Annotated in this window: 17 protein-coding genes; 8 read left to right on the top strand and 9 right to left on the bottom strand. The window is 69.9% G+C overall.

Going from position 1 to position 21,263, the window contains the following annotated elements; translation table 11 throughout:
* The first annotated feature begins 92 nt into the window (after positions 1–92).
* Together BJ998_RS07845 and BJ998_RS07840 are read left to right on the top strand one after the other, a co-directional pair.
* Positions 93–2,768 carry a lectin gene (locus BJ998_RS07845; RefSeq protein WP_184859829.1) on the top strand — a complete coding sequence of 892 codons (2,676 nt, stop codon included), beginning with the start codon at positions 93–95 and terminating at the stop codon, positions 2,766–2,768.
* A gap of 198 nt (positions 2,769–2,966) precedes the next feature.
* The gene (locus BJ998_RS07840; RefSeq protein ID WP_312889985.1) at positions 2,967–4,868 is read left to right on the top strand and encodes a serine/threonine-protein kinase; all 1,902 of its coding nucleotides are present in this window, start codon (positions 2,967–2,969) and stop codon (positions 4,866–4,868) included.
* Between the two features lie 77 nt (positions 4,869–4,945).
* On the opposite strand, the gene BJ998_RS48535 is transcribed toward BJ998_RS07840, so the two are convergent.
* The 3 genes from BJ998_RS48535 to BJ998_RS07830 form a co-directional block, all read right to left on the bottom strand.
* A complete protein-coding gene (locus BJ998_RS48535) occupies positions 4,946–5,374 on the bottom strand; it encodes an aminodeoxychorismate/anthranilate synthase component II (protein WP_312889984.1) in 429 nt (142 codons plus the stop codon).
* Entirely contained in the window at positions 5,325–6,734 is a 1,410-nt protein-coding gene (locus tag BJ998_RS07835; RefSeq protein WP_312889983.1) for a chorismate-binding protein, read from the bottom strand. Before BJ998_RS07835 ends, BJ998_RS48535 begins: the two co-directional genes overlap by 50 nt.
* A 219-nt stretch (positions 6,735–6,953) precedes the next feature.
* Positions 6,954–7,925: a magnesium transporter CorA family protein gene (locus tag BJ998_RS07830; RefSeq protein ID WP_184859827.1), complete on the bottom strand. Its 972-nt coding sequence runs from the start codon at positions 7,923–7,925 to the stop codon at positions 6,954–6,956.
* Between the two features lie 65 nt (positions 7,926–7,990).
* Here BJ998_RS07830 and BJ998_RS07825 point away from each other — a divergent pair, with 65 nt between their 5' ends.
* Positions 7,991–9,358, top strand: coding sequence for a serine hydrolase domain-containing protein (locus BJ998_RS07825; protein ID WP_184868510.1), 1,368 nt, complete (start codon positions 7,991–7,993; stop codon positions 9,356–9,358).
* A gap of 38 nt (positions 9,359–9,396) precedes the next feature.
* Complete coding sequence (locus tag BJ998_RS07820; RefSeq protein WP_312889982.1) at positions 9,397–9,690, top strand: zinc-ribbon domain-containing protein; 294 nt, start codon at positions 9,397–9,399, stop codon at positions 9,688–9,690.
* Positions 9,691–9,737: 47 nt separating this feature from the next.
* Here BJ998_RS07820 and BJ998_RS07815 read toward each other — a convergent pair whose 3' ends face one another.
* The 3 genes from BJ998_RS07815 to BJ998_RS07805 are packed head-to-tail and all read right to left on the bottom strand — an operon-like array spanning position 9,738 to position 13,384.
* Positions 9,738–11,321 (bottom strand): DUF3558 family protein, encoded by a 1,584-nt coding sequence (locus BJ998_RS07815; RefSeq protein WP_184859826.1) that lies wholly within the window; start codon positions 11,319–11,321, stop codon positions 9,738–9,740.
* A gap of 27 nt (positions 11,322–11,348) precedes the next feature.
* The gene (locus tag BJ998_RS07810) at positions 11,349–12,884 is read right to left on the bottom strand and encodes a PH domain-containing protein (RefSeq protein WP_184859824.1); all 1,536 of its coding nucleotides are present in this window, start codon (positions 12,882–12,884) and stop codon (positions 11,349–11,351) included.
* Positions 12,881–13,384: a PH domain-containing protein gene (locus tag BJ998_RS07805; RefSeq protein ID WP_312889981.1), complete on the bottom strand. Its 504-nt coding sequence runs from the start codon at positions 13,382–13,384 to the stop codon at positions 12,881–12,883. The genes BJ998_RS07810 and BJ998_RS07805 overlap by 4 nt, the downstream gene beginning before the upstream one ends.
* 138 nt (positions 13,385–13,522) lie before the next feature.
* Here BJ998_RS07805 and BJ998_RS07800 point away from each other — a divergent pair, with 138 nt between their 5' ends.
* The gene (locus tag BJ998_RS07800; RefSeq protein ID WP_184859822.1) at positions 13,523–14,935 is read left to right on the top strand and encodes an amino acid permease; all 1,413 of its coding nucleotides are present in this window, start codon (positions 13,523–13,525) and stop codon (positions 14,933–14,935) included.
* An 82-nt stretch (positions 14,936–15,017) separates the two neighbouring features.
* Here the strand turns inward: BJ998_RS07800 and nagA are convergent, their stop codons facing one another.
* The 3 genes from nagA to BJ998_RS07785 form a co-directional block, all read right to left on the bottom strand.
* Entirely contained in the window at positions 15,018–16,193 is a 1,176-nt protein-coding gene (gene nagA / locus BJ998_RS07795) for an N-acetylglucosamine-6-phosphate deacetylase (protein WP_184859820.1), read from the bottom strand.
* A gap of 116 nt (positions 16,194–16,309) precedes the next feature.
* Entirely contained in the window at positions 16,310–17,161 is an 852-nt protein-coding gene (locus BJ998_RS07790; RefSeq protein WP_184859818.1) for a hypothetical protein, read from the bottom strand.
* A 159-nt stretch (positions 17,162–17,320) separates the two neighbouring features.
* Entirely contained in the window at positions 17,321–18,055 is a 735-nt protein-coding gene (locus BJ998_RS07785) for a GAF and ANTAR domain-containing protein (RefSeq protein ID WP_184859816.1), read from the bottom strand.
* 258 nt (positions 18,056–18,313) lie between these two features.
* Here BJ998_RS07785 and BJ998_RS07780 point away from each other — a divergent pair, with 258 nt between their 5' ends.
* The 3 genes from BJ998_RS07780 (at position 18,314) to BJ998_RS07770 (ending at position 21,262) form a co-directional block, all read left to right on the top strand.
* The gene (locus BJ998_RS07780) at positions 18,314–18,682 is read left to right on the top strand and encodes a PadR family transcriptional regulator (RefSeq protein WP_184859814.1); all 369 of its coding nucleotides are present in this window, start codon (positions 18,314–18,316) and stop codon (positions 18,680–18,682) included.
* A 366-nt stretch (positions 18,683–19,048) separates the two neighbouring features.
* Entirely contained in the window at positions 19,049–19,861 is an 813-nt protein-coding gene (locus BJ998_RS07775) for a hypothetical protein (protein ID WP_184859812.1), read from the top strand.
* 48 nt (positions 19,862–19,909) lie between these two features.
* Positions 19,910–21,262 (top strand): FAD-dependent monooxygenase, encoded by a 1,353-nt coding sequence (locus tag BJ998_RS07770; protein ID WP_184859810.1) that lies wholly within the window; start codon positions 19,910–19,912, stop codon positions 21,260–21,262.
* Position 21,263 lies beyond the last annotated feature (1 nt).

The raw sequence follows: 21,263 nt of genomic DNA, 5'->3' as shown, positions 1-21,263 counted from the left end.
ATCGGCCGCACGGCGGTGCGGGGTGTCGCGATGGCGGCCGATGTTCACATCGGTGGACATGACAACGATGTCATCGCGAAAGGATGAACTTGATGGCGTCATCCCCGACGCCGGCGTTGGCCGCGCTGGCGACCCTGCTGATTTCCCTGGGCCAGCTTCCCTCCGCGCAAGCCGCTGCGGCGCAGCCGACCCTGGTGGCCGACCCTGCATCCGTCGTCAACACGTTCATCGGCACGAGCAACGCCGCCGATGACTTCCCCGGCGCCGACACGCCGTTCGGCATGGTCCAGTGGAGCCCCGACACGCCGAGCCGTCCCGACGGCGGGGGCTACGAGTACAACGACACCTCCATCACCGGCTTCAGCCTCACCCACATCGCCGGCCCCGGCTGCGGCGCCATGGGCGACGTGCCGTTCCTGCCCACGACCGGCGCGGTCAACGGCTCCGCGACCGCGCCGTTCTCGCACGCCAACGAACAGGCCGACGCCGGCTACTACAAGGTCAAGCTCAACTCCGGCATCACCACCGAGCTGACCACGACCACAAGATCCGGCATGGGGCGCTTCACCTTCCCCGCGACCAAGCAGGCCAACCTGCTGATCAAGCTCGCCGGCAGCCAGACCTCGGTCAGCAACACGACCGTGACCGTGGTCAGCAACACCGAGGTCGTCGGCTCCGTGACGACCGGCCACTTCTGCGGCGCGAGCCCGACCTACACCGTGTACTTCGCCGCCAAGTTCGATCATCCGTTCACGACCAGCGGCGGTTTCAGCGCTCTGAACTCGGGTCCCGCGCCGGACACCGCGCGTCCGGGCGCGCCGGCCCAACCACGGACCGCCTCCCCGCAGCTGGCCGGGCCGTCCGGCGAATACCTGACCTTCGACACCACCGCCGACCAGGTCGTGCAGGCCAAGGTCGGCGTCTCGTACGTGTCGACAGCCAACGCGCAGGGCAACCGGGACACCGAGAACCCGCAGTGGGACTTCGACTCGGTGCACCAGGCCGCGCACGCGGCGTGGAACTCGATGCTGGGCCGGATCGCGATCGCCGGCGGCACCGTCGCCCAGCAGCAGACTTTCTACTCGGCTCTGTATCACTCGCTGCTGCATCCGAACGTGTTCTCCGACGTCAACGGGCAGTACATCGGATTCGACAACAAGGTGCACAGCGTCGCCGCCGGTCACGCCCAGTACGCCAATTTCTCCGGCTGGGACATCTACCGCTCACAGGCCCAGTTGTCGGCGCTGCTGGCCCCGGACAAGGTCAGCGACATCGCGCAGTCGATGGTCAACGACTATTCGCAGAGCGGCATGCTGCCGAAGTGGTCGTTGAACAACGGCGAGACGTACGTGATGGTCGGCGACCCGGGAACGGCCATTCTCGCCGACTACTACGCGTTCGGCGCACGCGATTTCGACACGGCGACGGCGTTGACCGCCATGGTGCACGAGGCGTCCGTGCAGAACAACATCCGCCCTGGTCAGAACTACATGACGACCCCGGGCTACCTGCCGGCCAACGGCCAGTGGAACTGCTGCAACTTCTACGGGCCGGTGTCGACGCAGCTGGAGTACGACACCGCCGACTTCGCGCTGTCGGCCTTCGCCGGCGCGTTGGGCGACACGGCGAACCAGACCCGATTCGCCAATCGCGCCCAGGAGTGGGCCAACGTGTTCAACACGTCCAGCAAGTTCATGCAGCCTCGGCAGGCCGACGGCTCGTGGACCGGTGGATTCAGTGCCACCAGCGGCAGCAATTTCGTCGAGGGCACCTCGTGGCAGTACACCGGAATGGTTCCGTTCAACATTCACGGGCTGGCCACGGCCTTCGGGGGCAACGCGGCGTACGTCAGCTACCTGAACAGCGTGCTGTCCGGCTTCGACGGCGCCGGCGGCAGCAAGTCGGATCTCGGCAACGAGCCCAGCATCGAGCTGCCGTGGGAGTACGACTACGTCGGCCAGCCGTACCGGGCGCAGCAGGTGATTCGGCAGGTCCAGGACCAGATCTGGACCGACAAGCCGAACGGCCTGGCCGGCAACGACGATCTCGGCACCATGAGCGCCTGGTACGTGTGGTCGGCGCTGGGCATGTTCCCGGAGACGCCGGGCACCGCCGACCTGGCGCTGGGCAGCCCGATGTTCACGCAGGCCGTGGTCACGCTGCCCGGCGGGCACACGCTGACCGTGAACGCGCCGCAGGCCGCCGACAACGCGCCGTACGTGCAATCGTTGTCGCTCAATGGATCCACGTGGAACAATGCGTTCCTTCCGCCGTCAATCGTCAACACCGGTGGGACGCTTGACTACGTGCTCGGCACCACCGCGAACACCTCGTGGGCCGCCTCCTCCCCGCCGCCGTCCTACCCCGGCACCGGCGCTCCGTACGTGAAGACCGGTCCGATCACGTCGGCGCTGGCCGGCAAGTGCGTCGACGACAACCACAGCGGCCTCGGCAACAACACCGCGATCCAGCTGTACGACTGCAACGGCACCAACGCGCAGCGGTGGGCGGCGCCCGGCGACGGCACCCTTCAGGTGATGGGCAAGTGCATGGACGTGGTGAACTCCGGCACCGCGAACGGCGTCAAGGTGCAGCTCTACGACTGCAACGGCACCGGGGCGCAGCAGTGGCAGGTGCGGGGCGCCGGCCTGGTCAACCCGCAGTCCGGGCGCTGCCTGGACGACCCCAACAGCACCACCACCAACGGCACCCAGCTGCAGATCTACGACTGCAACAACTCCGTGGCCCAGTCCTGGACCCTCCCCTGACCCCGGCGAGTCCCGCTCTCCGGCACACCGAATGGAGGTTTCCGGCACATTCGAATGTGTAGTTGCCTCCCTGTGTCACATGCGGACAGCATGTGACACAGGGAGGGGGCGTTTGCGCAAACGGCGAGCCGGTCTCTCGGGCGTATCGGTTGTGAGCTGTCCGGGCTACCACCCGCGCCTCGGCGATACAGTGGCTGCGTGGACGGTGTCGGCGCGCTGGTGATCGGCCTGCTCTCTGGACTGCACAGCGCGTTCGGACTGCGGGTCTGCAATGGTGACTGGCTGCTGACGACCTTTCTCGCCGGCGGCTTCTTCGCCGTGGCGCCGATCGCCGCGGCCATGCTCGTTGCCCTCATTCGCAAGGTCAGCGGCAACAACTACAACCCGATCATGGTGATCCTGTTCACCGGCATCGGCGTGGTCGGCAACCTGCTGCTGCCGTTCTCAGCGTTCGCCGGGGCCACCGCCGCCCTGCAGAATCCGGACCGGCTGTCCGGTGGCGGGAGCCTGCAGGACCCCTTCTGCTACGTGCTGACCAGCCAGGACAACCTGCTGGCCCGTTCGACGCTCGCCGCTCGGGCGATCACCGGCTACGAGAGCGAGCCGGTGCGCCTGCTGGCCATCGCCTCCCTGATCGTGGTGCCCGCCTTCGTGCTGTTCTGGATCACCAAGCAGGCCAAGAACGCGTTCCGCGGCGGTGCCCGCTGGCCCGCCCGGCTGTACTACGCCCCGTTCATCATCCTGGTGTTCGCCACCCTCAACCTGCCGGCCGGCGTGGTCGGGGTGCTGTGGCTGGGTTTCCTGCCGGTGAGCGCCGTCGGCGTGCTGGCCGTGAAGCTGCTCGGCACCCCCAGCGACGCCGTGCTGCACCCGTCCACCGCTGATGCCGGGGCCAAGGCGTTGAGCGAGCAGCGCCCCGTTCCGCCGTCGCTGCCGCCCGCCAAGCCGCAGACGCAGGCCGCGATGCCCCGGCAGAACCCGCCCACGAAGACGTACACCCAGCCCCAGCCGCCGCGTCCCCAGGTCCAGCCCCGGCAGCTGCCCCCGCCGACCCGCGTTCACCCCGCCGGGCCGCCGGTCGGCGGTCCGCCTCCGCCTCCCACCCGGGTCCAGCCCGCCGGCCCGTCCCTGGCCGGCGACCCCGCGGCCGCCGGCCTGGCCATGACTCCGGGTCCGCTGCCGTGGGCCACGCCGCCCGCGCCGGACCCCGACAAGACCGTCTACAACCCGCTGGACGCCCCCACCAAGTTCGACAGCACCGGCGACTCCTTCGGCGGTCGGTTCCGTCGCATCCGCCAGCTCGGCGCCGGCGGTTTCGGCAAGGTGTGGCTGGCCATGGACGCCAACCTGAACCGCCAGGTCGCCATCAAGATCGCCCACACCTCCGACGCCGACACCCAGGAGCGGATGTACCGGGAGGCCCGCGCCCTGGCCGCCGTCCGCCATGAGAACTGCGTCCACGTCTACGACATCCTCGAGGACGATGACGGCATCGCCATCGTCATGGAGTACGTCGAGGGCCTGTCCCTCGCCCAGGCCATGCAGCGCAACGGCCTTCTCGACGATGTCGCCGCCGCCCGCCTGTGGTCCACCCTCGCCGGCGCCCTCACCGCCGCCCACGAGAAGTCCGTGCTGCACCGGGACCTCAAGCCGTCCAACGTGATCATCGATCCCGAGGGCATTCCCCACCTCATCGACTTCGGCCTGGCCCGCCGCCGTGGCGACTCCACCCTCACCGCCACCGGCATGATGATGGGCACCCCCGACTACCTGGCCCCCGAGGTCGCCCGCGGCGAATCCGCCAGCCCCGCCTCCGATGCCTGGCAGCTCGCCGCCACCGTCAGCTACGCCCTCACCGGCCACCCTCCCCGCGGCACCCGCGAGAACCCCATGGCCGCCCTGCTGGCCGGCGCCAACGCCGAGCCCAACACCAAGCTCCCCGAGCGCTCCGTCCACCGCCGCCTGCTCATGGCCTCCCTGGACAAGGATCCCGCCCGCCGCCCCACCCTGGGCCGTGTCCAGCAGCAGCTCGACGGCTGGCTGGCCAACTCCGGCATCGCCCAGAAAGGCCCCGTAACCACCGTCACCCGCCGCATGTAGCCGAGGCGAGGGGCGCTGCCGCGATGGGACTCCCGCAGTGGGCGGGAGCCCCATCGGATGTCAGCGGCAGGCTGCGGTTACAGCAGGCCGGTCAGGAGCTCCGCCAGGATGTCGATGCCGTGTTCGGTCAACACCGACTCGGGGTGGAACTGGGTGGAGGCGAAGCCGGGGGCTCGCAGGGCGTGGACTTCGCCGGTATCAGGGTCGGAGCTGATGGAGAGGCCGGGGACGTCTCCGACAGCGACGAAGGTGCTGTAGAAGCCCACGCGTTCCTGCCGCCCGAAGAAGTCGATGGAGCGTTGCATGCCCTGATACGGCTGGGGTTTGCGGATCAGGGAGAAGCCGAGCAGGGAAGACAGGACCTGGTGGCCCAGGCAGATGGCCAGCAGAGGGGTGCCGGACTCCAGGACGTCACGGACGATGCCCCGCAGAGCGGCGATCTTGGGGGAGGAGTGTTCACGGGGGGTCGCCGGGGCCGGGGCCGGCGATGACGAGGTCGTAGCCACGCAGGACGGGGCGAGAGTCGTGGGGAACGGTGGTGACGGAGAGGCCGAGGGTCTGGAGGAGGTGCGAGAGCATGGCGGTGAAGGTGTCCTCGGCATCAACAACAAGAGCCCGCTTGCCGCTGAAAGGGCCCACGGTCGCTGAGCGGTGTTCCAGCCAGAAACGAGCCAGGCGGTCGTTGCGGGAAGCCAAGGCGCTGAGCACCTGGACGTCATCGGCGAAGGAAACGCCGGAACCGTCCGGGGTGGACCGTCCGTGCAGGGCGGACAGAACACCGGCGGCCTTGGCGTGGGTCTCGGCGATCTCGTTGTCGGGCACGGAGTTCCGCACGAGAGTGGCGCCGACGGAGACCTGCAAAGCGCCATCAGCGGAAATCTCCGCGGTGCGGATCAGGATGGGGGCGTCCAGGGACGAGCCGTGCGGGCCGATCAAGGCCAGCACGCCGGCGTAGTAGCCGCGACCACGCTGCTCGTAGCGGGCGATGACCCGGCAGGCGTTCTCCAAGGGGCTGCCGGTGACGGTGGGCGCGAACATGGTCTCCCGCAACACCTCCCGAACGTCCACAGTGGTCTGACCGGCGAGCAGGTACTCGGTGTGGGTGAGCCGGGACATCTCCTTCAGGTACGGCCCGAGCACGCGGCCGCCCCGGCCGGCGACCCGGGCCATCATCTTGAGCTCCTCGTCGACGACCATGTACAGCTCGTCGGTCTCCTTGCCGTCGGCCAGAAACGCCAGCAGCTCGGCGCGGTCGGGACGGCCGTCGGGATGACGGTAGGTGCCGCTGATCGGGTTCATCATGGCGATGCCGTCGGTCACGGACACGTGCCGCTCGGGGGTGGCGCCGACGAACACCCGCGAGCCCGTGTTCACGAGGAACGTCCAGTACGCGCCGCGCTCGGCGAGCAGCAGCCGGCGGAACACGGCCAGCGCGGTCGCCGGCGTGTAGTCGGGAATCGTTGCGGTGTAAGTCCTCTTGATGACGAAGTTGGCCCCGGCGCCCTGCCCGATCTCCTCGGCGAGCACCTTGCGCACGATCTCGCCGTAGGCCTCGTCGTCCACGTCGAAGCCGGCGTCGACCAGCTCGAACGGCACGTCGGGGACCCGCGCCAGCACGTCGTCCAACGACACGGTCTCCCGCTCGCGGACGAGCAGGGCGAGCAGCGGGGCGCCGTCGTCGACGCACTCGAAGCCGCGCTCGGCGATCTGCCGGTACGGCACGATCGCCAGCACTTCCTTGTCGGACAGGGGAATGTCCGCCAGCGCGGGTATCTCCACGACGTCGCCGACGAGCACGTCGACGGCGTCGGGGGAGCGGCGCAGCAGGGCGTAGGCGGGGGCGGCGGAGATGCGGTCGAGCAGCACGGTCGGGGCTCCTTGTCGAAGGGGCCGTCACAACCGAGACGGGGCAACAAAAAGGCCGCCTCGGATGAGACGGCCGCGGGATGCGCGTGGGAGTGGGCCGCCTACCAGGCGGGCCACCAGTTCATGTTCTGACGCGCGGACACGGGGACAAGGTACTACAGCCGGTCGCGGCCGCGGAAGGACCACAGCGGGACCACGCGGCGAAGGGCCGCCGGGCCACTACAGCCACCCGCGCCGCCTGAACGACCACCACAGCGCGACCGAGGCCACCACGATCACCAGGCTCGACACCCAGAAGCCCCACTCGGTGTTGATGCCGGGGTAGGTCACGTTCTGCCCGTAGAACCCGGTGATCAGCGTCGGCACCGCGATGATCGCGGCCCATGAGGTCACCTTCTTCATGATCATGTTGAGCTGGTTGCCCTGCACGGTCAGCTCGGTCTCCCGCAGGGTCGCCACGAGCTCCCGCAGCGACTCGATGCGGCCGGCGGTCTTGAGCACGTGGTCCTGCACGTCCCCGTAGTACGGCCGCATGGTGCGGTCGACCAGGTGGGAACCGTGCCGCAGCACGCCCTCCAGCACCTCCCGCATGGGCCCGGCGACCTTGCGCAGCCCCATCAGGCTGCGCCGCAGCCCGTAGGACCGGCGCTGCAGCGGCCGCAGGTCGACGGAGTCCTCGAACAGCACCTCCTCCAGCTGCTCGATCCGTTCGTCCAGCAGCTGCACGGCGTCGATGTGACTGTCCACGACGAAGTCCAGCACGCCGTGCAGCAGGTAGGCGACGCCGCTCTTGGCCAGGTCGGCGGCGGCGTCCCAGCGGGCGACCACCTTCTCGATGTCGAACCCGTCGTCCTTGCGCACGGTGACCAGCGCGGCGGGGGTGATGAACACCGAGATCTCGCTGGTGCTCAGCCGCTCCGTGACCGGATCCACGGCAGCCAGGTAGGCGGAGATGAACAGGTGCGAGTCGTAGTGGTCCAGCTTGGGCCGCTGGTGCTCGTGCACGGCGTCCTCGACGGCCAGCCGGTGCAGCCCCAGCTCCTCGCTGATGGTGACCAGATCCGATTCGTCCGGTTCGCACATGTCCAGCCACATCGCCACCCCGGGCTCGGCCAGGTGGTCGGAGATCTCCGCGGGGTTGAAGTCCTCGGCGACGAGGACGCCGTTACGGTAGAGCCGGGTGCGAGCCATGGCTGCCAGGCTAACGGCCCGCCTCCGCCGCTACGCGCTGTTGACGGGAAGGACCTGGCGTGCCCATCGAACCCCTGCTGCCGACCACCGAGCGCGCCCTGCTCCAGCGCGTCGCCACCGAGCAGTCCGCCAAGCGTGCCCCGTCGCTCGTCGCCGCGGTGGTGCGCGACGGCCGGATCGCGTGGAGCGGCGGCCGCGGCCGTGTCGCCGGCGAAGTGCCCGGAGTGGACACGCAGTACCGCATCGGCTCCATCACCAAGACGTTCGTCGCCGCGCTGGTGATGCGGCTACGCGACGAGGGCAAGGTGGAGCTGAACGCCCCGTACGACAAGTACGTGCCGGGCACCGCCTTCGGCGACGTGACCGTGGCTCAGCTGCTCGCGCACGCCGGCGGCATCACCGCGGAGTCGCCGGGCCAGTGGTGGGAGCGCACGCCCGGCGTCGAGTGGCCGGAGATGGCCGACCGGGTCGGCGCCGAGGAGCTCAAGCACCGGCCCGGCCGCCGGTTCCACTACTCCAACCTCGGCTACGGCGCGCTCGGCGAGCTGGTGGCGCGGCTGCGCGGCGTCAGCTGGCTGGAGGCGGTCCGCACGGAACTCCTGCAGCCGCTGGGCATGACCCGCACCACGCCGATGCCGGAGAAGCCGCACGCCGAGGGCTTCGCCGTGCACCCGTGGGCGGACGTGCTGCTGCCGGAGCCGGCGCACGACGCCGTGTCGATGGCCCCGGCCGGCCAGCTGTGGTCGACGCTGACCGACCTGTCCCGGTGGGCCCGCGTCGTCGGCGGTGACACCGGCGGCGTGCTGCGCCCCGACACCGTGGCGGAGATGCGGGAGCCGGCCGTCGTCGAGGACGGCGAGCAGTGGACCGGCGGCTACGGCCTCGGCTTGCAGCTGGCCCGCAACCGCGGCCGCCGGCTGGCCGGGCACACCGGCTCGATGCCGGGCTTCCTGGCCACGGTGTGGATGCATCCGGAGAGCGGCACCGCCGCCATCGGCATGACCAACACGACCACCGGCGTCGACGTGCCGACGCTGTGCACGGACCTGATCGACATCATCTCCACGCTGGAGCCGGCGCTGCCGGTCGAGTGGGCGCCGCTGCCGGAGGTCGATCCGGAGCTGTTGGCCCTCACCGGAACCTGGTACTGGGGCCCGGCGCCGCGGGCGCTGCGGCTGCTGCACGACGGCTGGATCAGCCTGACGCCGCTCACCGGCACCGGCGGCCGCGCGTCGCGGTTCCGGCCGACGGGCAAGGACACCTGGCTCGGCCTGGACGGCTACTACGCGGGCGAGACGTTGCGAGTGGTGCGCCGAACGGACGGTTCGATCAGCCACCTCGACCTGGCCACGTTCATCTTCAGCCGGGAGCCGTACGAGACCACCGCCGAGATTCCCGGTGGAGTGGACCCGAACGGGTGGCAGGCGCTGTAAGCTCCCGCCCAAGGTCCGACTCAGGGGTGGAGAAGACGGTGTTCTTGCTGATCTGGGGTTTCCGCAGATACGTGCAGCAACTGCTGATGACGATGTTGGTGTGCAACAACTGCCACAACCCGGCCGCGCACGGGCTGCGCAAGTTCACCACGAAGTTCACGCTGTTCTTCATCCCGCTGTTCCCGGTGAGCAGCCGCTACCAGTTGCAGTGCACGTACTGCGGCTTCGTGAGCGAGCTGTCCAAGGAGCAGTCGCAGGCGCTGGTGGCGCAGAACGACACCGCCGCCCAGCAGCAGTCGGTTCAGCCGCAGCTTCCGCAGAACCTGGGCTGAGACGCCGAAACGGGCCGTTCCCCGCGGGGGAACGGCCCGTTTTCCGTTCACGGCACGTACTTGGCGATGATCTTGGCCATGACCTTGTCCAGGTCGTGCAGCTTGCTGACGTCGGCCACGGCGTCCTGGTTGCTGCCACGGGGTGTCCGGGCCTGGGCCAGGCCGGCGATCATGCCCGGCTGCTCGATGTTGTTGTGCGGCGACACATAGACGTCGTACTCGTCGTACGCCGGGTGTCCGGGCTTGCTGGTGTGGATCGTGTTGGTGAAGGCCTTGGCCTGCTTGCCGGACACGGCCACGGTCTGCACGTTGGAGAACAGCTGCGGATTGGCCCCGTACTTGGCCGGCGCGTACTGGGTGGACACGTCGATGGTTATGGTCAGCGCGTGCGTCGGCTCCACGAAGAAGCAGTGCTGGCCCCACACCACGGGCTTGAAGGCGTCTCCGAACACCTCCTTGACCGCGTCCACCGCGAGCGCGCAGCCGATCGCCGGCTGGTCGTCGGTGCTGGGGAACCATTGCGCGAACGAGGCGGGCAGCGTGAACGGCTGGTACGGCGCGCAGTTGCCGTCGTCCATGGCGAAGTCGAGGCACGCGCCGACGGCGTCGGTGTCCGGCTCGTCGGGGCGGTAGACCAGCGGCCGCTGCGGCTTGCCACCGGTCGGCGCGGGACCGGCCAGCGCCTTCTGGATCTTCACCGCCAGCGCGGTCGCGGCGTCGCAGCCCTTCAGCTTGACCTCGACGGTCACGGTGTCGTACAGCTTGTCCGGCGAGCCCGACGGCCCGAGGCCCCACTCGACGTAGCAGCTGGTGCTCATGTCGGAGACGTTGGCGGTCTTGTCGCCGACCTGTCGCGGCGTGCGGTTGGCGCCGGACAGCGGATCCGAGTCGTACTTGACTTCCACCTGGCCCAGGGAGGTCGACGTGCCCTTGCCGTCGTCCTGGCTGGCCGAGCAGCTGTCGTACGGCGAGCGGGCCGAGTCCATCTCCAGCCTGACCTTCTTGGGGTCCAGGTCGGGCAGCGCCGCGGTCAGCAGCGAGCAGCCGTCCCAGTTGGCCAGCGGCCGCGAGGCCGGCACCGTGACCGAGTCGGGGTTGCCCAGCTTGCCGATCACGCCGGCCGCGGCGGCCTTGGCCTGGTCGCAGGAGTTGGTCCTGGACTGGAAGCCGGGCTTGTCCCGCACCTCGATCGACATCACGAAGCTGACCGGGATGTCGACCGCGCACTCGGAGTGGTCGCCCATCGTGAGGTCGTCGAGGTAGGCCTTGGCGCCGGCGATGGTCACCGGCAGCTCGCGGTGCTTGGCCGCGAAGCCCGTCTTCTTGCCGACCATCACGTCGACCGAGTCGTCCAACACCCGGTCCACGCTGAACGAGCAGGCGTGCGGCCCGCGTGGGATCGGGTGCGAGTTCGGCGGCAGGCCGGCGGCGGCCATCGCCGGCCCGTCCAGCAGCGCGCACGCGTCGAGCTGCCGCAGCGCCGTCAGCACCGCGTCACCGTCGCGGTCCGGCGGCCCCTTCATCTTGGCCTGCGCGCCGAGCACCGGCTCCGCCTGCCCCGCCATCGTCGTGCCGCACCCGCCCAGCGTCAGCGCCACCGCCGCGACGGCGGCCCCCCGAATCCAAGACATGGACCGGACACTAACACCGGAGTTGTCCTATGTGGCCGGTTCCAGGAACTGGGCCACCAGATCGGGGACGACCTCGTCGGCGAAGGCGAGCGCGTGGCTCGCACCGGCGTCGGTCACGTGATAGCCGCCCCGCCCGGCCGCGGTCGTCGCGACCAGCGTGACCAGCCCGGACCGGCGCTGGAAGTACGAGGCGTGCACCCGCCAGCCGATCACGCCGTCGCTGCGCAGCGCGACCGTCTCCCGCACGAGCGAGCCGGAGCGGCTGACCAGGTAGCCGTTGGCCAGGGTGTGCCCGAGGCTGCGGTACCGGTCGTAGCCCAGCCAGGCCGAGAACGGCGTCAGCACCAGGAACACGATCCACACCCAGAACGGCAGAATGTCCAGCTGGTAGCCGATCCAGGCCACCAACGCCAGCGCCAGCACCGCCGCCACCGCCCGCGTGATCCGGCGGCGCAAAGCGGCCGCCGGGTGCGGCGTGAGCGCGGCGGTCGTCGGATCGGTGGGCTCCCGCAACACCTTCGCCGCCACCAGGTGCGCCTGTGCGACCGGCGCCGCCGGCAGCAGCAGGCCGCCGCCGCGCTCGTCGCCGCGACCCGTGCGCAGGCCGCTCACCACGGCGGTGGCGCGCCCGCCGCGCACCAGGCGCAGCGGCAACGTTTCCTTCACCTCGACGCCGCGCAGCCGGGCCTCTTCGATCGACACCGACCGCGTGTTCAACAGGCCGTGCCGGATGTGCAGGGTGCCGCTCTGCTCCCGGGTCACGGAGAAGTTCCAGTACGACAGGATGTAGCCGAGCACCGAGGCGATGGTCGCGACGACCAGCAGCGCCACCGCGGCGGCCGGGATCAGCAGCCACGGCGACTCCGTGCCGACCACGCCCAGCGCCGCGCGGATGATCTCGAAGTCGTCCGGCCGGATGTGCAGGTCGTTGGCGAAATGCCAGACCGCGCCGAACGCCGCCGCGACGACGGCGATGCCGGACAGCGTGAACGGGGCGTACCAGGTCCAGCGGCGGTCCACCCGGACCAGTTCGGCCTCCGGCGGCTGTCCGTCCACAACGGACTGTTCGGCCGGCGCCGGCACGGCCTTGGTGAGCAGCAGGGTGCGCAGCCGCTCCGCCTCCGCCTTGGTGATGGCATCCAGGATCAGCTCGTCGTCCTTGCCCTTGTCCTGACGACCCGTGCCGATCTTCAGCGCGCTCAGCCCGGCCAGCCGGTGCTGCCACTCCGAGGTGATGTCCACGGTGCGGATCCGGTCCCGCGGCACCGCCCGCGTCTTCCGGTTGAACAGGCCCGAGCGCAGCTCGACCTGCTCGTCGGTGATGCGGTAGCGGGCCGTCGCCCAGTGCGTGACGCCACGCGCGATCAGCAGGACCACGCCGACCAGGGACAGCCACTGCCACCAGTTGTGCGTGCTGATGCCGGCGACGAACACCGCGACCAGCGGCACCGCCGCCCGCACGACCTCCTTGAGCGGGCTGATGATCACCATCTTCCCGTTGAGCCGCAACCACTCCGGCGGCTCGTTCAGCGGCGGGGCGGCGGCGACGTCGAGCTCGGTCATGTCGCGTCACCCTCGCTGGCCTCGGTGGCCGCGGTGAGGTCGTCCACCAGTTGCCGGGCCACGTCCAGGTCGAGGCCGTGGATGTGCAGCGGGCCGGCCGCGGACGCGGTCGTCACGGTGACCTTGGCCAGGCCGAACAGCTGCTCCCACGGCCCGCGCTCGGTGTCGACGGTCTGGATCCGGCTCAGCGGCGCGACCCGCCACTCCTGGTCGAACCAGCCGGACTGGGTGTAGACGGCGGTCGGCGTGACCTCCCAGCGGTGCACCCGGTAGCGCCAGCTCGGCATCACGGCCAGGTGGACCAGCGCCAGCACCGCGGTCGCCACGATCACCGCGACCAGCCACGTCCCCGGCGGGTCGTCCGGCAGCACCTTCACGGCGATCTCGATCGCCAGCAGCACGACCCACCCCGGCAGCGCGCGCACCGTCCAGTACGGAATCGCCTTTCGGCTGATCCGGTGCCGTGGCGCCCGCAGCCGCACCCCCGTCGTCTCACTCACGTCCACGAGCAAACCATGCCCCACCGGGGGACCGTTCGCCCGGGACAGATGTCACGTTCGCCCCGTGACATCGCCTCCAGCGCGTGACGGTCCGATCACTCTGCTACAAACGGGGTAATCCGCGGCCGAAAGGACCCCATGTCGCACACCTCGGAGACCGTCGCGGTGGACGACGGCGACGCCGGCTACCACAAGGGCCTCAAGAGCCGACAGGTGCAGATGATCGCGATGGGCGGGGCCATCGGCACCGGCCTGTTCCTCGGCGCCAGCGGCCGGCTGGTGACCGCGGGGCCGTCGCTGGCGATCGTCTACGCGATCGCCGGCGTGTTCGCGTTCTTCGTGGTGCGGGCCATGGGCGAGCTCGTCATGCACCGGCCCAGCTCCGGCTCGTTCGTGTCGTACTCGCGGGAGTTCCTGGGTGAGCGGTCCGCGTTTTTCGTGGGTTGGATGTACTTCCTGAACTGGGCCTGCAGTGGCGTCGCCGACGTCACCGCGGCCGCCAAGTACGTGCAGTTCTTCTGGCCGAACGTGCCGCAGTGGATCCCGGCGCTGGGGGCGCTGGTGCTCGTGCTCGCCGTGAACATGGTGTCGGTGACCCTGTTCGGGGAGCTGGAGTTCTGGTTCGCCGCGATCAAGGTGCTGGCGCTGGTGGCGTTCATGGTGATCGCCATCGTGGTGCTGGTCTCGCGCACCCCGATCGACGGCAACGCCACCGGGCCGGCGTTGATCGCCGAGCACGGCGGCTTCTTCCCGCACGGGCTGCTGCCGGCGGTGCTGATCCTGCAGGGCGTGGTGTTCGCGTACGCCGCGATCGAGATGGTCGGCGTCGCCGCGGGCGAGACCGCCGAGCCGCGCAAGGTGATTCCCAAGGCGGTCAACTCGGTCGGCTGGCGCATCGCCATCTTCTACGTCGGCTCGGTGCTGCTGCTGGTGATGCTGATGCCGTCCACCTCGTACGACAAGGACGTCAGCCCGTTCGTGACGTTCCTGTCCTCGCTCGGCGTGCCCGGGGCCGCCGGCATCATGGACATCGTCGTGCTGACCGCGGCCCTGTCCAGCGTGAACTCGGGTCTGTACTCCACCGGGCGGATCCTGCGGTCGCTGTCCGCCGCCGGGTCCGCGCCGAGGTTCCTGGGCGTGATGAGCCGCGGCGGCGTGCCGTACGGGGGAGTGCTGCTGACCGCCTGTGTGTACGTGCTCGGCGTGGTGCTGAACCTGGTGGTGCCCGGGGAGTCGTTCGAGATCGCCCTGAACTTCTCGGCGCTGGGCATCCTCAGCATGTGGTCGATGATCATGATCTGCAACCTGGCGCTGCAGCGGAAGGCCCGGCGCGGGGAGATCGAGCGGCCGGCCTACCGGCTGCCGTGGGCCCCGTTCACCAACTACCTGACGCTGGCGTTCCTGGTGCTCGTGCTGGCGCTGAGCTACTGGGACGTGCCGGCCGGCCGGATCATGATCTACGCCATCCCGGGCGTGGTCCTGCTGCTGGTGCTCGGCTGGTTCGCCGTGCGGCACCGCGTCCGCGCCGTCGCCGCCGAGCACGCACGGTAACCGCCCAGCCGCCTTCACCGTTCGGAACGGACCTTTCCTCTACTCGGAGTGGAGGAACGGTCCGTTCCGAACATCGGGGTAGTTACTGAGCGTCGACGGTGGTGAGGGGGGCGGGGACCTCGGTGACCCAGCGGCCGCGGGACATCACGCCGGCGACGGCGAGGCGGTCGTCGAGCACCACGAGGTCCGCCCGCTTGCCGACCTCCAGCGAGCCGACGAGGTCGTCGATGCCGAGCACCCGGGCGGGGGTGCCGGAGGCGGCGACGGCGGCCTGCTCCAGCGGGATCTGGTTGACGAGCACGGCCCGCCGGAAAGCGTTGTCCATGGTGAGCGTGGAGCCGGCGATGGAACCGTTGTCGGCCAGTCGCGCCACCCCGTCGACGACGCGAACGGCCAGCTGCCCCAGCTCGTAGCTGCCGTCGCCGACGCCGGCGGCGCTCATCGCGTCGGTGATCAGCGAGACCCGGGAGTGCCCGGCCGCCTGGAACGCCAGCTCAACGGCGGCGTCGTGCAGATGGTGCCCGTCGTTCACCAATTCCACCGCAACTGTTTCGGACTCCAGCATCGCGGCGATCGGCCCCGGCTCGCGGTGGTGCAGGCCGCGCATGGCGTTGAACAGGTGCGTGGCCACGGTGACGCCGGCGTCGATGGCCTCGCGTGCCTGCTCGTAGCTGGAATCGGTGTGCCCCAAGGCGGCGATCACGCCGTTGTCGGTGAGCTGCCGCACCGCCCGCAGCCCGCCGGTCAGCTCGGTCGCCAGCGTCACCATCTTCACGGCGCCGTGCCCGCGTTCCAACAGCTTGCCGATGACGTGCTCCTCGGGTTCCCGCAGCAGCGCGGGATCGTGGGCGCCGCAGCGGGCCTTGCTGATGAACGGCCCTTCGAGGTGGATGCCGGCCAGCAGGCCGTCCTGCACCAGTCCGGACAGTGCCTCGACGGCGCGTTCGAGCTCGGGCAGCGCCATCGTGACGGTGCTGGCGATGGACGTCGTCGTGCCGTGCGCGCGATGGAACTCCACGACCTTGCGCGCCTGCTCCAGGTCCTCGCCGAAGGAGCCGCCGCCACCGCCGTGGACGTGCATGTCCACGAATCCGGGCACCACCAGGTATCCGGTGAGGTCGACGACCTCGGTGCCGGCATGCGGTCCGCCGTTGGCGCCGGTGCCCAGCTCGGTGATCCATTCGCCGTCGACGGCGAGGCGGCCGTCGTCGACGACTCCCCCCGGCAACACGAGCCGGGCGTGGCGCAGCAGGTACACGGGTGCCTCCTGGACTAGGCGTCAGGGTCCGACTGCCGCCACGGCAGCTTGGCGGTATTGGTATAGACCTTATCGGAAGCGGTGCCGTGCACACGACCGCCGGGCCGAACGGTCCGTCATCCGGGACCGACCAGTCGCAGCGTGGCCTCCCGGTGGCCGATCAGGGCCGTGGACCGCGTGCGCTCCAACAACACCGCCCCGGCCAGTCCTATCTCCGCGCCCGTCAACGCCCACGACAGGCCCGTCACGGTGGCACGATCCCGGCACACCAGCTGCCAGTGCCGGCCCCGGCCCCACAGCGAGCGCAGCGGCGACGCCGTGCCCCGCTGGTGCGCACGGGCCAACGTCGCGCCCACGTGCCAGCGCCCGTCCGGCTCGTCGGCGCCGAGGCGGACCAGCACGGCGGCCAGCAGCTGCTCGGCGTCCACGTGCATCGGCGGCACCGATTGCAGCGCCGCGTCCTCCTCGGGCAGGATCTCCCAGCTGCGGCTGGCGATCTCCCATGCGATCGGCACCTGCGGATGCACCGCGGCGGTCTCGGATTCGACTGCTTCGATGCGCAGCAGCGTGCGCGTCGGCACGTGCCGCATCCGGAACCACAGCCCGTCGGGATGCGCGTTGAGCGGCCGCAGCCCCGGAAAACCCTGGCGGCGCACCGGATCCGGGTGGACCAGCGCGGCCGAGGCCAGCAGGTGCGGTATCGGCGTGAGCACGACGAGCGCGTGCTGCTCGGGGGAGTAGACGATGCGTCCGGCGGCGGACCAGTCGAGCTGCCAGCGCGTCAACTGGTTCTCGCTGCCGTCGGAATTGCACACCAGCAGCGCGAGCAGGGCGCGGAACCGGCGCTGGCCGGCGGAGCAGAAGTCGAGTCCGTGGCCCGCCAGGTCACCGACCGCGGTGCTGGCCCGGCTCAGCGGCTCGCCGGTGTACGCGGACCGCCGGGCCGAGACGGACACCCACCCGGACACGACACACCTCCCTGGTCCTTCTCACGACTTCTTGTGATGATCCGCCAGGGTCCGGAGCGGTGCGATGGGCGAGTGCCGGCGACAATGCACGGTGAATTCGGCCATTCAGGGTCAACGATGCACCTGGTGAATTAACGTCGCAACCCATCAGGACGAAGATCACTTCGTCGCCGGCGGCAGCGGCGGCACCTGCTCCGATCCGGCGACCACCGCGTTCGCGAGGTCGGAGAGGCGGAGGTTGCGCCGCCTGGCGTACTCGCGAAGGGCGCCGAATGCGCGGTCCACCGAACTGCCGTGCCGTTCGGCCAGCACGCCTTTGGCTTGTTCGATCACTATTCGACTGCTGAACGCGGTCTGGAGCTGCGCGGCGAGCGTTTGCGCCTGGGTCAGCTCCCCAAGTCCGCGCACGCCGGCGGCGGCCGTGAGTGCCATCGCCTCGATGATTCGGCTGTCCTGATCCGACAAGGTTCCGCGCTCGGTCCGCAGTACTGTCAAGGCCCCGATCGTGGTTTCCCGCACGCGTAACGGCACGGCGGTCAGCGAGCCGAAGCCGCACGCTCTGGCCTCCGCGAGAAAACGGTTCCATCGGTTGTTTCGCTGGTCGGTGTCCGGCACCACGATCGCAGTTCCGGTGCGGTGGCACTCCATGCTCGGGCCGTCGCCGCGCAGCAGTGGCCACAATGGCGAAGCCGCCAGGCGATCGGGAGCCGAGTGCCCGATGTGCGGCTGTCCGCGATGATCGACGAGAACGGCGCCGGCGGCGGCCACGAGCAACGTTTCCCGTGCACGTGCAGCCAGGAATCGCGCGAACTCGACATGGTCCACGTCATCGACGAGGGTATCGGCGATGCTGGCGAACGTTTCCGCCAGCCGCGCCGGGGACATCGCGGTCATCGTTGAACCGTACCGGTGCCGTCCGCGGTGGCCGCAGGTTATCAGGCCGAATGGGTTGCGGTTGTTCCGGTCGGACCAGCGCAGACTCTACCTTTCGGCGGCTGCATCCTTGATTTACCCGGTGAACGCGGCTCGTGCGGTACCCGATTGGACGCGGCGGTGTCCCTGTCGGCCGCCGCCATTCGGTTTTATCCTTGGTCGGGGTCACGGGCGAGAATTCGACGTGGAGGCCGTCATGAATTCAGGCGAGGTCGCCTGATGCGCGAAGGGGAACCGCGCAACTTCGTCCAGCCGTGCCTGCTGCTGTTGCTCGACGAGCGGCCGGACCACGGCTACGAGCTCATCGAGCGGCTGCGGCTGTTGTGCGGCGTGGACAACGACGCCAGCGGAATCTACCGCGCGCTGCGCAACCTGGAGCGGGCCGGGCTGGTGTGCTCCAGCTGGACCACCGCGACGCCGGGGCCGGCCCGGCGGATGTACCACCTGACCGCCAACGGCGCGGCGGTGCTGGCCGAGTCCGCCGCCGCGCTCACCCGCACCCGCGCGTCCATCGACGCGTTCCTGCACCGGTACGCGCGCCGCGCGGAGAACTCCCGTGGCGCCGCGGTCTATCGGTTCCAGAGATGATCTGATTGGCTTAGCCCGTACGGACGTCGTGGCCGAAGCCTTTCGCTGGCGACGTGATCTTCTTCTACAGAGCCCTGTCCGCCCGCGTGGTCCACTGTGGAGTCAAGACCGTTGGCCGAACCGTGAGCGGATCGGTGCGCCCCTGTGACCGGAGCCGCACCGTGCGTGGTGATCTTCTCGCGGCACGCCAGGACTTTTCACCTTGTTACGTGACCGACCACACTAGACACATCCTCCTGGCCTGGGCTTTCGCCAAGATCGGCTGGTCGGCGGCAGTGGTTCGCCCAATGTGACGACAGGTGCACCCATTCGGGGCGGATACGATTTTCGGGCGTTGTCTTGTTCATGCCACCGGGGAGTCGTTTCGTGTACGCCCGAGATGTGATGGCCGACACCTGCGCGCCTGTCGCGCCGGTCGCGGTCCCGCGCGCCCGCAAGGTCGCGGCGCGCCCGCTCGGTCGCACCCTCGCCGAGCTCGACCACATGAATGTGGCCGACCGCCTGGACTTTCTGCGCGACGTGCAGTCGGAGTACGCGAGCCGGCTCGCCATCGACCCACGTCGATGGCGGAACATCGAAGGTGTGCTCGAATTCTTCCGGGACAACGAGCTGGCCCGTCCGGGCAGCTGGATGTCCATTGTGGACGCCTCCATTCTGGAGGGTCTGGAGCGCGGCACCGCCATCGCGCTGGGGCTGTCCGAGGACACGTTCGGCAACCCCGGCTCAACCGAATGGGCTACGTACTTACGTCGGCTCAGTGACGGCGAGCTGGACCGGCGCAGCGTGCACGACGCCGCCTGGAGCCGGGCCGAGCAGGCCGCCACCGAGCACGGCGTCGCCCTCGCCCGCACCCTCGGCATCCCGCCGACCGCCGCCGAGTGGCGGTTCTACCAGTTCTCCCAGGTGTACCGCTGGGCCATGCGCAACGAGCCGACCGCGCTGCTGGCGCTGGGCGGCCCGCTGGTCAACCCCCGCATCCGCGAACTGCGGATGCCGTTCCTGAGCTGGTTCACCGATGTCGCCACGCCCGTGCCGGCCTACCGCGGCTGCGCCTTCGCGTGGGCGCTGTCCCGGCTCAACCCCGTCGGCGGCGCCTTCTCCGCGCTGGGCCTGCTGGTGGCGTACCTGCCGAACCTGTTCGACGACTTCCTCATCGACACCGGACGGCGTGCGCGCTGACAGCGCGTTGTCGGTGGCCTGACAGCGGCCCCGGGCACGGTGTTCGCCATGGACACCGAAATCCTGATCATCGGAGCCGGCCCGACCGGCCTCACCCTGGCCGTCGACCTCGCCCGCCGCGGCGTCGCGCACCGCATCGTGGACCGCGACCCCGGCGACTTCGCCGGCTCCCGCGGCAAGGGCATCCAGCCGCGCACCCTCGAGGTGTTCGCCGACCTCGGCGTGATCGACGCGGCGCAGGAGCACGGCGGCCCGTACCCGCCGATGCGCGGGTACCAGGACGGGCAGGTCGTGTGGGAGCGGACGTTGGCGCCGACCGTGGACCCGCGGCCCGACGTGCCGTACCCGAATCCGCTGATGCTGCCGCAGTGGCGGACCGCCGAGATCCTGCGCGACCGGCTGGTCGAGCTCGGCGGCCGCGTCGAACCCGGCGTCGAGTTCCAGGGCTTCACCCAGGACGACGACGCCGTCACCGCGATGCTCGACGGGAAGCCGGTGCGGGCGCGGTATCTCGTCGGCGCCGACGGCGGGCGCAGCGGCGTGCGCAAGGCCGCCGGGGTCGACTTCGCCGGCGAGACGCTGGAGCAGCACCGGCTGCTGATCGCCGACGTGAAGATCGACGGGTTGGACCGGGACCACTGGCACATCTGGACGACCACCGAGGGGCCGGTGCTGGCGCTGTGCCCGTTGGCCGGCACCGACACCTTCCAGCTCACCACCACCCGCGACGACGAGGTCGATCTCTCCGAGTTGGTCCGATCCGTCAGCGGCTTCACGCTCACCGACGTGGGCTGGTCCAGCCAGTGGCGGGCAAACGTTCGCATGGTCGACCGCTACCGGGTCGGCCGCGTGTTCCTGGCCGGCGACGCGGCGCACGTGCACACGCCCGCCGGCGGGCAGGGGCTCAACACCGGCGTGCAGGACGCGTACAACCTCGGCTGGAAACTCGCCAACGGCTCCGAGGAACTGCTCGACAGCTACGAGGACGAGCGGCTGCCCATCGCCGCCGATGTGCTGGGCATCAGCACCGAACTGTTCAACCGCGGCGTCGAGCGGCGGGACGATGCCATGGACCGCAGCGACCCCGCGCTGCGGCAGCTCGGGCTGCACTACCGCGACAGCAAGCTTTCCGTCGACACGCGAGCGGTGGCCGGTTCCCTGCGGGCCGGTGACCGCGCACCCGACGGGCTCGCCGGCACCCGCCGTATCCACGAGGCGTTGCAGGGACCGCAGTTCACTGTGCTGACGTTCGGCACGGCCGATTACCCCGGCGGGGTAGCGGTGACGGATGCCCCCGCCTACGACATCGAGGACGCCTATGTCGTTGTGCGACCGGACGGATACATCGGCATGATCGCGGCGGACGCGGCCGACGTCCGCCAGTACTTGGGGCGCTGGTAGG

It is taken from the genome of Kutzneria kofuensis (assembly GCF_014203355.1).
GTDB classification, from domain to species: Bacteria; Actinomycetota; Actinomycetes; order Mycobacteriales; family Pseudonocardiaceae; genus Kutzneria; species Kutzneria kofuensis.
Note: the sequence above shows the minus strand (reverse complement) of the source record. Positions and strands in the feature narration are given on the sequence as shown.

What these genes read in the sequence shown, in the direction of transcription:
- BJ998_RS07845 (WP_184859829.1), top strand. Translation starts at nt 93, where the DNA reads ATGGCGTCATCCCCGACGCCGGCGTTGGCCGCGCTGGCGACCCTGCTG.
- BJ998_RS07830 (WP_184859827.1), bottom strand. Translation starts at nt 7,925, where the DNA reads ATGGCTCGCACCCGGCTCTACCGTAACGGCGTCCTCGTCGCCGAGGAC.
- BJ998_RS07815 (WP_184859826.1), bottom strand. Translation starts at nt 11,321, where the DNA reads ATGTCTTGGATTCGGGGGGCCGCCGTCGCGGCGGTGGCGCTGACGCTG.
- BJ998_RS07810 (WP_184859824.1), bottom strand. Translation starts at nt 12,884, where the DNA reads ATGACCGAGCTCGACGTCGCCGCCGCCCCGCCGCTGAACGAGCCGCCG.
- BJ998_RS07800 (WP_184859822.1), top strand. Translation starts at nt 13,523, where the DNA reads ATGTCGCACACCTCGGAGACCGTCGCGGTGGACGACGGCGACGCCGGC.
- BJ998_RS07785 (WP_184859816.1), bottom strand. Translation starts at nt 18,055, where the DNA reads ATGACCGCGATGTCCCCGGCGCGGCTGGCGGAAACGTTCGCCAGCATC.
- BJ998_RS07780 (WP_184859814.1), top strand. Translation starts at nt 18,314, where the DNA reads ATGCGCGAAGGGGAACCGCGCAACTTCGTCCAGCCGTGCCTGCTGCTG.
- BJ998_RS07770 (WP_184859810.1), top strand. Translation starts at nt 19,910, where the DNA reads ATGGACACCGAAATCCTGATCATCGGAGCCGGCCCGACCGGCCTCACC.